Here is a 12,868-nt window from a genome sequence, read left to right as displayed (position 1 = left end):
AGAAAATCACCGCATTTGTGGTCTTCATTAACTTTATGAAGGACAACTTTTGAGCAAATCACTGCATTTGTGGTCTTCATCACCTTCAAGATCGACAACTTTAGGGACTTACTCTGCTTTCACCTCTCTAAAATTCTTCAAATATATCCCCCCTTGTAAAAGCAAATTTTCAATCAATTTACATCAATTGTTACTCATGATATATTGTCATATGTACCAATCATCCTACAACTTTTCGGAGGGTTAAAATGCTCAGAAAAACGAGTCGTGTTAGCTTAGTTGAACAAGTATCGAGTCAAATTGAAAAGTTAATAGAAAGTGGACAATGGTGTGTGGGGGACCGCCTACCGCCAGAGATGGAACTAATGAAGGAATTTGATGTTAGTAGAAATACTTTAAGAGAAGCGATTCAAGCCTTAGTTCATGCTGGTTTACTAGAAACTAAACAAGGGAGTGGCACCATCGTTAAATCAAAGAGTTCCCTTGAAGCTGCTCTTCATCGACAAGTTGAGAAATCAAGTGTGATGGAAACTTTAGAAGTGAGACTTGCTCTGGAGAGAGAAGCGGCACAACTTGCTGCTGAAAGACGGACTGAAGAAGATTTAACACAATTAGAACAAGCGATTAAGGCTTGCAAATCAGCCGCTGCAACTAGTAATCTAGAAGACTTTCTAAAAGCCGATATACAGTTTCACCAAACACTTGTGAAGTCTGCCCATAATCAAATGCTATATGAGTTGTATGATTATATAACAGACCCACTTGTTTCCTCAATTAGAAATTTAATGATATCAGATGCTCATTTTGATTACGAAAAGGAAATACATAGTGAGCTATTTGAATCGATTAAACAACAAAATGTACAGCATGCAACTGAGCATGTGAACCACTATATAAAAGAATTTAGAGAAAAAATTACCCAGATTCAGGAGGATTAGTTTTGCAAAAGAATACATCAGTAGATCAGACAAAAATGAGTTCGTTAAATAAATGGCTGTTAATTTTAGGGGTTATATTAATCGCCGCTAATTTGAGAGCACCCTTGACATCGATTGGTTCGTTAATTTCATATATTCGAACAGATTTAGAACTCAGTCACGCGCTTGCAGGAACAATCACAACATTACCATTGATAGCTTTTGCAATTTTATCCCCGTTTGCGCCGAAAATAGCCCATAAAATAAGTATGGAAAAAACAATCTTCTTATCATTAAGTGTACTTGCTGTAGGTATCGTCTTAAGGTCTTTATTTGGAACGGCATCACTTTTCGTTGGTACGGCTCTGATCGGAGTGGGAATTGCATTTGGAAATGTGTTGTTGCCAGGATTTATTAAAATGAAATTTCCTTTAAAAGTCGGTATTATGACAGGGATTTATGGTGTATTTATGAATGTCTTTGCCGCGCTCGCTTCGGGGTTAAGTGTGCCGATTTCTTCGATTGGACAACTTGGCTGGAAAGGATCGCTTGCATTTTGGAGTCTCCCTGCTTTTATTGGTATCGCCGTCTGGTTGCCTCAACTTAGAAAAGGGAAAAAGCAAGATGAAATTGATTCAGAGGATCAAAATCCAGGGGAAAAAACAGCGCTTTGGCGTTCACCGCTTGCATGGGCCATTACGTTATTTATGGGATTACAGTCACTTATATTTTATACAGTTATTACTTGGTTACCAGAAATCCTACAAAGTATTGGTTACAGTTCAAGTGCATCGGGATGGCTGTTGTTTTTGATGCAGTTTGCTATTATTCCAGTGACATTTATTATCCCTGTTATCGCTGAACGCATGGATAACCAATCGTTATTAAGTGGGTTAACTGGAATACTTTTCATTCTAGGATTAGCTGGTGTTTTATATGGTAATCATACACTTATACCTATTTCAGTAATCTTAATTGGTGTTGCCGGTGGATGTGCATTTAGCTTGTCGATGATGTTTTTCAGTATGAGGACAACGAGTGCGATTCAAGCTTCAGAAATGTCAGGTATGGCACAGTCCTTTGGCTATTTACTTGCCGCGATTGGTCCAGTTTTATTTGGAGCATTACATGATCTTACAGAAAGCTGGGCAGCCCCACTTATCATGCTTATAGGTGTATCAGTCGTTATATTGCTTGCAGGATTTGAAGCGGGCAAGAAGAAAGTCATTAATGAAACTCTTGAGGAAGAGCCAGAAACTTTAAGTGTATAATCGAATGAAAAGTGCTTAATAGATGTATGTCTCTCACTTTGGAAGTTTTCCTATTGATGGCTGCTCTCACGATGTGAAATTATATTGTTGATTTTTCGCATCGTGACGAGTGCCCTTACGATGTGTAAATCATGTTATTAGATTTTTCATATCGTGACGAGTGCCCTTACGATGTGTAAACCATGTTATTGGACTTTTCGTATCGTGACGAGTGCTCTCACGATGTGTAAATCATATTGTTGACTTTTTCGTATCGTGATGAGCGCCCTTATGATGTGTAAATCTTGTTGTTGGACTTTTCGTATCGTGATAAAAACTCTGTCAAACAAAGGTAATTCCGCGAAACACCACTCTGTTATATAATCACCAATTGAAAATATTTCCCTTGCTTGCTAATTTTTATGTTAAAATAATGGATAATTATAATTTTTCTAACACAACACAGAGGGGGATTTCTAAAATGATGAAAGCAGTACAGTTCAAAAAGTATGGTGGTCCAGATGTTTTAGGACTGATTGATATGGATGTTCCTCAAGTTGGTGAAAAAGAAGTTTTGATAGATGTGAAAGCAATAGGGGTTAATTATGCAGATACAGCGCGACGAGAAGGGCAGTATGTCGTACCCACGCCATTACCTTTTGTGCCTGGTGCTGAAATAGCAGGTGTCGTCACGGAAGTTGGAAAAAACGTTCGCGGTGTAGAAAAAGGTAAACGGGTTGTAACACTAATTGAGCAAGGTGGTTATGCTGAATATGCTGTGGCGCCAGCTAAAGGTTTGATTCCTATTCCAGATGGCGTTGAATTTGAGGAGGCTGTTGCACTCCCTTTACAGGGGCTGACTGCCTATCATACGCTGAAAACGATGGGACGCCTTGCACAAGGAGATACTGTCTTAATTCATGCTGCAGCTGGTGGTGTAGGCTTGCTGGCTGTACAGCTTGCTAAGTTATTTGGGGCCGGAAAAGTGATTGCTACGGCAAGCAATGAAGAAAAGTTATTACTCGCTCAGGGTATGGGTGCAGATCACCTTATCAACTATACAGAAGAGGGCTGGGAAAAAAAGATCCTAGATATCACCGATGGCCAAGGTGTGGATGTTGCCCTGGAAATGGTTGGTGGTGAAGTTTTTCATAAGACGCTCGATTGCCTGGCGACATTTGGAAGACTTGTCATCTATGGTGCTGCAAGTGGCGAGCAAGCACAATTTTACCCATCAAGTTTGATGAAAAAGAATCAATCAGTTATCGGTTTTTTCTTACCACAAATCATGCAAAGACCTGAATTGTTGGAAAGTAGTTTGGAAGAATTATTGGGTTATGTGAGTTTTGGCGAGTTAGAGTTAAAAATTTGGGGCGCCTATCCACTAACAGACGCAACACTTGTTCATCAATTATTACAAGGGCGAGAGACGACCGGAAAGGTGATTTTAACCCCTTAATAGTAGCACCAAATATTCGCTGTTTAACCGTTAATTTGTGATAAAATATAATTATTAGGATTTAAATGAAATAAAAAGTGAGGAAATGCTCATGCAACCTAAAGTGATTGGTAAAACAAAAAACGTGTACGAATTGACTGACGGAAATTATTTGCTGAAATTTAAGGATGATGTCACTGGTGAAGATGGCCAGTTCGACCCTGGAGCTAATACGGTCGGTTTAACGGTAGAAGGTGCCGGCCTTGCAGGATTAAGACTATCAACATTCTTTTTTGAGCTATTACATAAACAAGGTATTCCAACACATTTCATCTCAAGTCAGTTGGATGAGGGGACGATGAAAGTTATCCCTGTTAAGCCATTTGGTGACGGGCTTGAAGTTATTTGCCGTTATCGTGCTGTTGGTAGCTTTTTAAAGAGATATGGTAAATATGCTGAAGAAGGTCAGCCTCTTGATGCATTTGTTGAAGTGACGTTGAAAGATGATAAGCGCAACGATCCTCCAATCAATCAGGATGCTCTCAGAATGCTTGGTATATTAACACGAGATGAATATAGAATTTTAAAGGAATTAACCATCAGGATTTCTAATCTAGTAAAGGATGAATTGGCTAAACGTGAGATTGAGCTCTATGATATAAAACTTGAATTTGGACGAAATAAAGAAGACCAGGTTCTCTTGATTGATGAGATTTCCGGCGGGAATATGCGCGCCTATAAAAATGGTGAGTATGTTAGTCCGATTGAATTGCAAAAGTTAGTAGCACCATAAGAGATTCACCTTATAAAAAAGTAACCCGAACAAATGGAATATTATTGTTCGGGTTTTGTGTATATAGCCCTCCCTTAGCTGTCTATCCTTGGATTATTTTCACGTAAAACGTTCTTTCTCTAGGACCGTCAAATTCACAAAAATACACGCTTTGCCATGTGCCAAGAATGAGTTTTCCATTTGAGATGATTAGTGTTTCGCTAGCTCCGACAACTGAGGATTTCATATGGCCATCTGAATTTCCTTCAAAATGCACATATTCTGCTTTATTAGGAAATGTTTGATTAAGGCCAAGTTTTAAATCAGTTTTAACATCGGGATCAGCATTTTCATTAATTGTAATCGCACCAGTTGTATGGGGACAATAAACAGTTAGAATACCCTCTTTCACACCACTTTCAAATAAAGCTTGCTCCAAGTAATTGTCTAAGTTCGTAAATGATTGCTTTTCATGGGTGGATAGATTGAATTGATATAATGTTTTTGTCAATGCTCTCACTACCTTCATGGATTGAATTTATTTATATGGTAACATATTTTGTAAAGGTGATTATTTTCCCCACTATGCTTTTCTCCCTTTTAACCATACATCTTTAATTAAGTGTGAAAATAACCGGATAAAGACAAACACCCAAGCAAAAATAGCGATAAAAACCATAAAGTTTGGAATCACTTTCAAAAATGGAAGTGATAAAGCTTCTGATAATTGATATGTACTCGTTGTATACATCGCAAGCGGAAACACCATTCCCCATAACTGCGGATCATAAGTTAAAGGATAATGATTATATAAATAACGCCAAATCATTAAAATAAATAATAGTGGTATCCACCATGTACCTGTAATCCAGAAAAATAATGTGAACCCTTTTAGGAAAGGGGTGATTTCATTTAGTAAAGAGAAACTTTCAGCGTGCATGATAAGAGTGGCACCGGCTAACGTTGTAATTGCGACTGCACCCATATTAATCCAGTAAGGTGGTGTTAATGTTTCGTATTTAAAGTCAAGAAAGGTAAAGCGATAAAAAATAAGAGTGATAATATTTAAATAAAGCATACAGCCTAAAAAATACATGCAAAGTGTAAAAAAAAGGACGACTTCTACCCCTAAATAAAGATAAGGTGATAATAACGTCCCTAATATAGAAACTGATTGGGTAGCGACAGCAGCAATAAGCCAAGCCCCATTTATCCCTTCAGCGAATGTAGGCTTATTTTTTCGAATCGTGACAGCAGTGAAAAATGTATACATAATGAGCACCCACAAAATAATAGCAAGAAACCAAAGATACCTCGCAACTTCATACTGTCCAGCGACAATAATCAATTGGCTACCAAACACACAAGTACCTGCCACAAGTGTGAAAAAGCCTGGTCCGTTAGCATGACTCGTTATATCTGCAAGGACCTCTGGAAAAAACTTAATCATTCTTAAAATGGTTAGAATCCATAATATAATATAAGCGAATATATTTATAAATAACAAAGTTTTAGATATAGCTTCCATTCCAATTAAATGGGTTCCAATCGATAGGGCGCCTGTGGCCATCACAAGAGCGAAATATCCTGAAAATAGACTTTTAATTTTTTCAATAATAATAGAACTCATCATAAAACTCCTAATTTGGACATTAAAAATATATGGTTTTTCAAATGCCTTTGGGAATTATTAGTATGCCAAAAAACCCTCATGTTATAAATTACACTTGTTTGATTTTTATATCAATGACAAATATCACATCCGGTATAAAATGTTTTTTTCCTGGTTGTGTGAGATGAAAACAGGAATTAGAACACTACGGATATTCAAATTTTTACGTGAGTCTCAACGCGTTAGAAGACAAGAAACGTTTTATGACTTTATAAACCTTTATAAACAGAAAAAAAGCGGAAGGCCCGCTTTTTAGTTTAGATATCATAATTCTTATCTTGATTAATCCTCACTTTTGTTATCTATGGTTCCTTTGTAATACTGTTTTTGCATTTGGTTATTGGTCTCAGAAAGAGCCTCTTCAGTTTCTGTTCTTTTTTGCTCTTTTGTTGGTTTATAATTGTGTTCCGCTATATTTTTACTGTCTTCTATATCAACTTTCTTTTCATCCTGTTTTTGATCACTCATAAAATTCCTCCTAAAAAATATAATATATTTTCACCTATAGAGATGATATACCCGGAAAATTGATGAATTAGTCTTCATAAATGCTAAAATGGATGTAATAAGTTTTAGTAAACTTTCAGGAGGTGGTAAGTCATGAAAGTATCACTGTTTATAACGTGTTTTTGTGATCTATTAGCAGCAGATGTCGGTAAAAATACAGTTGAGTTATTGGAACATGTGGGGTGTGAGGTTGACTTTCCAGAACAGCAAACATGTTGTGGACAACCAGCTTTTAATAGTGGCTATTTACAAGAATCAAAAAAAGCAATGAAACAAATGATGAAGGCATTTCAATATTCTAAATATGTGGTAGGACCATCTGGTTCTTGCGTGGGCATGTTGAAGGAATATCCTAAAATATTTAAAGACGATCCAGTTTGGCGAGATGCAGCACAAGACTTAGCTGATAAATCGTATGAAATCACTCAGTTTTTAGTTGATGTTCTCGGCATTACAGATGTAGGTTCAACTTTTAAAGGGAAAGTCACTTACCATCCATCATGTCATATGACAAGAATTCTAGGGGTCAGAGAAGCACCTATGAAACTATTAAGAAACGTAAAAGGAATCGAATTAATTGAACTTCCGGTTAAGGAAGATTGTTGTGGTTTTGGAGGAACATTTGCAGTCAAAGAGGAAGCTCTATCGACAGCGATGGTTGAAGAAAAATCTCGACATGTCACGGAAACAGGTGCCCAGTACTTAGTTGGTGGAGATATGGCGTGTCTTGCTAATATTGGCGGGAGAATGTCTCGAGAAGGTAAACATGTGAAAATCGCCCATATTACTGAAATTTTAAATCATCACTAAAAAGGAAAGGAGAGTTGTCAGTCAATGAGTATAAAATTAGGAGATACCCCTTATGTTGAGCGAGTTCAAGAAGGACTTCATAATGATTTTATGCGTCAAGCTGTTGCATCAGCCCAAGGGAGATTTCGAAGTGGAAAGCGGAAAAGGGCTGAGGAACTCGGGAACTGGGAAGAGTGGCGCTCATTAGGTGAAGAAATTCGAACACATACTTTAGAAAACATTGACTATTACTTGCAGCAGCTAAGCGATCAAGTTGCTGAGCGTGGCGGAAATGTTTATTTTGCCGAAATACCTGAAGAAGCAAATAACTATATTCGAAATGTAGTTAAAAAGAAAAATGGCAAAAAGGTAGCCAAAACAAAATCAATGGTGACTGAGGAACTTGGCCTTAATGAAGCTTTAAAAAAAGATGACATCGACATTGTTGAAACAGATCTTGGTGAGTGGATACTTCAGCTTGATGAAGACCCTCCTTCACATATAGTCACCCCAGCCATTCATAAGGACAAGGAAAGTATTAAAAGAACATTTACTGAAAAACGGGGATATCAAAAGTCTGATGACCCTGAAGAACTTGCTGCATTCGCAAGAGAACAATTGAGACAAGAATTTTTATCTGCAGATGTCGGTATTACTGGATGTAATTTTGCTGTCGCTGAATCGGGAGCCATCACACTTGTTACAAATGAAGGTAATGCTGAGATGGTGACTGCTCTTCCAGATACTCAAATAACTGTTATGGGAATGGAGCGGCTTGTTCCCACTTGGGAAGAAATGGAGGTCTTGGTCAGTTTACTTACAAGATCAGCTGTAGGCCAAAATCTTACAAGCTATATTACAGCAATCACTGGGCCAAGACTTGAAGATGAAATTGATGGACCGGATGACTATCATTTAGTCATTGTCGATAATGGCAGATCCAATATTTTGGGAACTGAATTCCAATCCGCACTTCATTGTATTCGTTGTGCTGCATGTATTAATGTATGCCCAGTGTATCGTCAGGTTGGCGGACATGCTTACGGTTCAATATATCCCGGTCCAATTGGCGCGGTAATCACTCCGCTACTTGATGGGTATGAAGACCATAAAGAACTTCCTTACGCTTCATCATTATGCGGAGCTTGTACTGAAGCATGCCCGGTGAAAATACCGTTACATGAACAACTCATCCGTCATCGTGAAATTATTGTAGAAAGAGAGGATTTAGGTTCGTCCTCTGAAAAGATTGCTATGCAAGGGTATGCACAGTGGGCTTCGAACCCTGCAGCATATAAATTAAGTTCTAAAATGGCGCGTACGGCACTGAAACCATGGACTAAAGGAGAAAAGGTCACCAATGGGCCAGGACCATTAAAAGGCTGGACAGATACGAGAGACTTTCCCGCTCCAAGCAAACAATCATTTCGTGCTTGGTTTAAAGATAGACAAAAGGGAGGCGAAGTATAATGGCCATAAAAAATCGTGAATCCTTTTTAAATAATCTAGCGGCAAATCTAGGACGCCCACGCCGTAAGCAAGGTGTAGAACGACCAACTTGGAGTTTTAACCCTCAGCAAGAAGTGTTGAAAGGATTCACTCAAGATGATTTGGTGGACGTTCTGGAAAAACAATGTGACGTTATTCATACAACTTTTAAAAAGACAGATTTAGCTGGTTTGAACGATACTTTGAAAGAAACAATTGAAAACTACGGAAATTCAATTATTGCTTCTAATGACTCACGAAACGAAGAGTATGGCATAGGCGATTTACTTAGCGTGATGAAACAAAACAATCCTGATATGGAAGTTCATTTTTGGGATTCTAGTAAAGATAAAGAGAATCAAACGTTTGCGGAACGAGCAGATATAGGGTTGACATTTAGCGATATTACTTTGGCTGAGTCTGCAACGGTGACGTTATTTAATGATAAAGACAATGGACGGTCTATCAGTTTATTACCAAAAACATATATTGCTATTATTCCTAAAAGCACTGTTGTTCCGAGAATAACGCAAGCAACGGAGAAAATCCATAAGGCAAATCAGCGTGGGGAAAAGACACCTTCATTTGTGAGCTTTATCTCAGGGCCAAGTAATAGTGCGGATATTGAGATGAATCTTATCGTCGGAGTTCATGGACCGACAATGGCAACATATATATTAGTAGATGATATGTAAGTTTAAACAGCAAAATATAAGCGATACTTTAATACGTTCGATTTTACATTAACTAAAATACTTATGTCCCAGTCTCGCGATGTATTTAATAAATTAAAGTATCGTATTAGTAGAAATACTTCCTAGATGTCCTAGACCTATACGAGTGGGAGCCTTTATAATAGAGTTACAATTTTCTTTAAATAACAAGTCCACTAGATAGGTTTTTCGAGTAGATAGACAAGGCTTCATGAGAGGAGAATTGAAATGCTTGATGAAGATATACAGAAAAGACTTGAAGCAATTGTAGGACGTGAGAATGTCGAGACGAGTAATGCTAGCTTACTAGCTTACTCTTATGATTCTACTCCACAATTTCAAGCCATGCCAGATGCAGCGGTAGCGCCGCGGAACACGAAGGAAGTTGCTGCCATTGTAAAGTTATGTAATGAATATAAAATTCCCATTGTCCCCCGTGGTTCAGGAACAAATTTATGTGCGGGAACCACTCCGCTTGAAGGAGGAATTGTACTTCTATTTCGTCATATGAATCAAATTCTGGAGATTGATGAAGAAAACTTAACGATGACCGTTCAACCTGGCGTTTACACACAAGATATTTTCAGAGCAGCTGAAGAGGTGGGACTGTTTTATCCACCTGATCCAGGATCCATGCACATTTCACAAATCGGTGGGAATATTAGTGAAAACTCAGGCGGCCTTCGTGGACTGAAATATGGGGTAACTAGAGATTATGTTTTAGGACTCGAGATTGTCCTGCCGAATGGAGAAGTCATTCGGACAGGAGGAAAGCTTGCTAAAGATGTGGCAGGGTATGACTTAACTAGGCTATATGTTGGAGCAGAAGGGACGCTTGGTGTCATTACTTCAGCTATTCTTAAGCTTATTCCTCAACCGGAAACAAAGAAAACAATGCTCGCTCTTTATCATGATCTCGAAGCGGCTGCTGAGACTGTTTCAGCTATTATTGCTAATCGAATCATTCCAGCTACCTTGGAATTTTTAGACCAAGCAACAGTTAAAGTAGTCGAGGATTTTGCACAAATTGGTTTACCTCTCGATGCTAAAGCCGTCTTACTTATCGAACAAGATGGGCCTGAAGAAGTTGTTGAAAGAGATATGGAAAAAATAGAGCAATTGTGCAGAGATAATCAAGCGTTTGATGTGTCTGTTGCCGAAACACTTGCCGAAGCCGAAGCCTTAACGGAAGCACGACGTTCAGCTCTCTCAGCTTTATCTCGCTTGAAACCGACAACAATTTTAGAAGATGCCACCGTCCCTCGTTCAGAAATTGCCAAAATGGTGAAAGCGATTAATGAAATTGCCAAAAAATATGACATTACCATTTGCACCTTTGGCCATGCAGGAGACGGGAATCTTCACCCCACATGTTTAACAGATGTACGAAATAAAGATGAGATCGCACGGATTGAAGACGCTCTAGAAGAAATCTTCATGAAAGCCGTTGAACTTGGCGGAACCATTACAGGTGAACATGGTGTGGGTGTGATGAAATTACCTTATCTTCATCTCAAAGTAGGTGAAGCAGGAATTGAAGCAATGCGAAATATTAAAAAAGCACTTGACCCTAACTACATTATGAATCCAGGTAAAATGTTCGCTAAATCAGAAAGGGAGAGGGTGGTGATTTCTAAATGATGGATATTAAAGAAAAGGAACGTATTCAACACGATTTTAAAGAAAAAATGGATTATGATGAATTGATGAATTGCACCAGGTGTGGCTTTTGCTTACCGAGTTGTCCAACTTACATTGAAACAGGCGATGAAGTACATTCCCCACGCGGTCGTATTGCAATAATGAAAGGTCTAGTTGATGGTTTGATTGAACCGACAGAAGAAGTTAAAAATTCAATTGATATGTGTCTCGGCTGCCGTGCTTGTGAACCTGTCTGTCCTTCAGGGGTACAGTTTGGCCATCTATTAGAACAGGCTCGTGATGCTATTTATCAAACCAATAAACAATCGCTTCCCGAAAAGGTAGCCAGAAAAGCTGCTTTTCAAGGGTTATTTCCACATCATAACCGAATGGTTAATTCCGTTGGTTTACTTGGATTCTACCAAAGGTCAGGATTGCAGAAAGTGGCACGTGCAACTGGATTAATGAAACTTTTCCCAGAAAATTTGCGAACAATGGAGAGAGTACTCCCAGATGTACCCAAACGTAAACAGATGAAAGACCGTCCAAGTCATTTTGAACCATTAGCAAGTAAGAAAAAGAACGTAGCCTTCTTTTCTGGTTGTTTAATGGATACGATGTTTATGTCAACAAATGATGCAACAACAAAACTTCTTCAATATGCAGGCTGTGAAATTGTCGTCCCAGAAACACAAGGGTGTTGTGGTGCTTTGCAAGGTCATAGTGGAGAGCTAAGCCAAGCTAAAGAAATGGCAAAGAAAAACATTAAAGCCTTTGAAGATGCAGGCGTTGACTATATTATCACGAATGCTGGTGGGTGTGGTGCTTTCTTAGTCGATTATGGTCATCTACTCAGAGATGAACCAGAATGGAAAGACCGCGCAGCAGCATTTGGTAACAAAATTAAAGATGTAACAAGTGTTTTAGTTGAGTTAGGTTTTCATAAACTTCCATTAAAATTAGATGATCAAATAGTCACATATCAGGATTCCTGCCACTTGAAAAACGGGCAAAAAACATTTATGGAACCACGTCAACTACTTGAATCCATTGACGGTGCGGAATATATTGAGATGAAAGATGCTACTCGTTGCTGTGGGTCAGCGGGAATCTATAATATTGTTGAATCAGAAATGTCCATGCAAATTCTTGATTATAAAATGGAACAAGCGATTAAAACAAAGGCTAAAACGATTGTTACCGCTAATCCAGGCTGTCTACTCCAAATGAAACTCGGCATTGAACGAGAAGGTTTATCCAATATGATGAATGCTGTTCATATTGTTGACTTACTGCTTGAAGCATATGAAAATGCAAATGAGAAGGCAGCTCAATCTATAGGTTAAGGGGTATATAAAATACTGATCAAAAACGTTTGTTAAATAGCAAACGTTTTTGATTTTTTTCATTAGAAAACTAGAGCATTAAAGCTTATAAATGATGATTAATGAAGTTGAAAGTATAGCTCAATTGGACATAGTTCTCGTAAAACTCTCCTTCCAGGTCCAATAGGAGTGCTCAATTGGACATCTTTCTCGAACCCTCCATCCATGTATCCAATAGACTATCTTGATTGCATGCACTTACTAACGATGTTGTATCGGCCATCCATTGCTTTAACGATTGGTTAAATATAACTTATTATAGTTGACGAAGTTGCTTTATTTCTTCCTAACGTACA

The 12,868-nt window shown here is 38.3% G+C and carries 12 protein-coding genes; 9 read left to right on the top strand and 3 right to left on the bottom strand.

The window, feature by feature from the left end:
- Window positions 1-248: 248 nt before the first annotated feature.
- The 4 genes from KQI49_RS04520 (at window position 249) to KQI49_RS04505 (ending at window position 4,398) form a co-directional block, all read left to right on the top strand.
- A complete protein-coding gene (locus tag KQI49_RS04520) occupies window positions 249-938 on the top strand; it encodes a FadR/GntR family transcriptional regulator (protein WP_216487167.1) in 690 nt (229 codons plus the stop codon).
- 35 nt (window positions 939-973) lie between these two features.
- Entirely contained in the window at window positions 974-2,188 is a 1,215-nt protein-coding gene (locus KQI49_RS04515) for a CynX/NimT family MFS transporter (RefSeq protein WP_216487355.1), read from the top strand.
- A 463-nt stretch (window positions 2,189-2,651) separates the two neighbouring features.
- The gene (locus KQI49_RS04510; protein WP_216487354.1) at window positions 2,652-3,626 is read left to right on the top strand and encodes a quinone oxidoreductase family protein; all 975 of its coding nucleotides are present in this window, start codon (window positions 2,652-2,654) and stop codon (window positions 3,624-3,626) included.
- A gap of 91 nt (window positions 3,627-3,717) precedes the next feature.
- The gene (locus tag KQI49_RS04505; RefSeq protein ID WP_216487166.1) at window positions 3,718-4,398 is read left to right on the top strand and encodes a phosphoribosylaminoimidazolesuccinocarboxamide synthase; all 681 of its coding nucleotides are present in this window, start codon (window positions 3,718-3,720) and stop codon (window positions 4,396-4,398) included.
- A gap of 82 nt (window positions 4,399-4,480) precedes the next feature.
- On the opposite strand, the gene KQI49_RS04500 is transcribed toward KQI49_RS04505, so the two are convergent.
- From KQI49_RS04500 to KQI49_RS04490, 3 genes are all read right to left on the bottom strand, one after another.
- A complete protein-coding gene (locus KQI49_RS04500; RefSeq protein WP_216487165.1) occupies window positions 4,481-4,906 on the bottom strand; it encodes a secondary thiamine-phosphate synthase enzyme YjbQ in 426 nt (141 codons plus the stop codon).
- Between the two features lie 54 nt (window positions 4,907-4,960).
- Window positions 4,961-6,007 (bottom strand): tellurite resistance/C4-dicarboxylate transporter family protein, encoded by a 1,047-nt coding sequence (locus tag KQI49_RS04495; protein ID WP_216487164.1) that lies wholly within the window; start codon window positions 6,005-6,007, stop codon window positions 4,961-4,963.
- Between the two features lie 324 nt (window positions 6,008-6,331).
- Window positions 6,332-6,517, bottom strand: coding sequence for a DUF4025 domain-containing protein (locus tag KQI49_RS04490; RefSeq protein WP_216487163.1), 186 nt, complete (start codon window positions 6,515-6,517; stop codon window positions 6,332-6,334).
- A 132-nt stretch (window positions 6,518-6,649) separates the two neighbouring features.
- On the opposite strand from KQI49_RS04490, the gene KQI49_RS04485 reads away from it, so the two are divergent.
- The 5 genes from KQI49_RS04485 (at window position 6,650) to KQI49_RS04465 (ending at window position 12,533) form a co-directional block, all read left to right on the top strand.
- Window positions 6,650-7,366 (top strand): (Fe-S)-binding protein, encoded by a 717-nt coding sequence (locus tag KQI49_RS04485; RefSeq protein WP_216487162.1) that lies wholly within the window; start codon window positions 6,650-6,652, stop codon window positions 7,364-7,366.
- Window positions 7,367-7,390: 24 nt separating this feature from the next.
- Entirely contained in the window at window positions 7,391-8,815 is a 1,425-nt protein-coding gene (locus tag KQI49_RS04480) for a LutB/LldF family L-lactate oxidation iron-sulfur protein (RefSeq protein WP_216487161.1), read from the top strand.
- Window positions 8,815-9,528, top strand: a complete 714-nt coding sequence (locus tag KQI49_RS04475; protein ID WP_216487160.1) for a LutC/YkgG family protein — start codon at window positions 8,815-8,817, stop codon at window positions 9,526-9,528. Before KQI49_RS04480 ends, KQI49_RS04475 begins: the two co-directional genes overlap by 1 nt.
- 246 nt (window positions 9,529-9,774) lie before the next feature.
- Window positions 9,775-11,187, top strand: a complete 1,413-nt coding sequence (glcD, locus tag KQI49_RS04470; RefSeq protein WP_216487159.1) for a glycolate oxidase subunit GlcD — start codon at window positions 9,775-9,777, stop codon at window positions 11,185-11,187.
- A complete protein-coding gene (locus KQI49_RS04465; RefSeq protein WP_216487158.1) occupies window positions 11,184-12,533 on the top strand; it encodes a (Fe-S)-binding protein in 1,350 nt (449 codons plus the stop codon). Before glcD ends, KQI49_RS04465 begins: the two co-directional genes overlap by 4 nt.
- Window positions 12,534-12,868: the final 335 nt, after the last annotated feature.

Origin of the sequence: Virgibacillus sp. MSJ-26 (assembly GCF_018918075.1) — a bacterium.
GTDB lineage: Bacteria > Bacillota > Bacilli > Bacillales > Amphibacillaceae > MSJ-26.
Note: the sequence above shows the minus strand (reverse complement) of the source record. Positions and strands in the feature narration are given on the sequence as shown.

Bases quoted from the DNA above. Each gene is read 5' to 3' on its own strand.
- KQI49_RS04520 (WP_216487167.1), top strand. From the start codon at position 249: ATGCTCAGAAAAACGAGTCGTGTTAGCTTAGTTGAACAAGTATCGAGT.
- KQI49_RS04515 (WP_216487355.1), top strand. From the start codon at position 974: ATGAGTTCGTTAAATAAATGGCTGTTAATTTTAGGGGTTATATTAATC.
- KQI49_RS04510 (WP_216487354.1), top strand. From the start codon at position 2,652: ATGAAAGCAGTACAGTTCAAAAAGTATGGTGGTCCAGATGTTTTAGGA.
- KQI49_RS04505 (WP_216487166.1), top strand. From the start codon at position 3,718: ATGCAACCTAAAGTGATTGGTAAAACAAAAAACGTGTACGAATTGACT.
- KQI49_RS04500 (WP_216487165.1), bottom strand. From the start codon at position 4,906: ATGAAGGTAGTGAGAGCATTGACAAAAACATTATATCAATTCAATCTA.
- KQI49_RS04495 (WP_216487164.1), bottom strand. From the start codon at position 6,007: ATGAGTTCTATTATTATTGAAAAAATTAAAAGTCTATTTTCAGGATAT.
- KQI49_RS04490 (WP_216487163.1), bottom strand. From the start codon at position 6,517: ATGAGTGATCAAAAACAGGATGAAAAGAAAGTTGATATAGAAGACAGT.
- KQI49_RS04485 (WP_216487162.1), top strand. From the start codon at position 6,650: ATGAAAGTATCACTGTTTATAACGTGTTTTTGTGATCTATTAGCAGCA.
- KQI49_RS04480 (WP_216487161.1), top strand. From the start codon at position 7,391: ATGAGTATAAAATTAGGAGATACCCCTTATGTTGAGCGAGTTCAAGAA.
- KQI49_RS04475 (WP_216487160.1), top strand. From the start codon at position 8,815: ATGGCCATAAAAAATCGTGAATCCTTTTTAAATAATCTAGCGGCAAAT.
- glcD (WP_216487159.1), top strand. From the start codon at position 9,775: ATGCTTGATGAAGATATACAGAAAAGACTTGAAGCAATTGTAGGACGT.
- KQI49_RS04465 (WP_216487158.1), top strand. From the start codon at position 11,184: ATGATGGATATTAAAGAAAAGGAACGTATTCAACACGATTTTAAAGAA.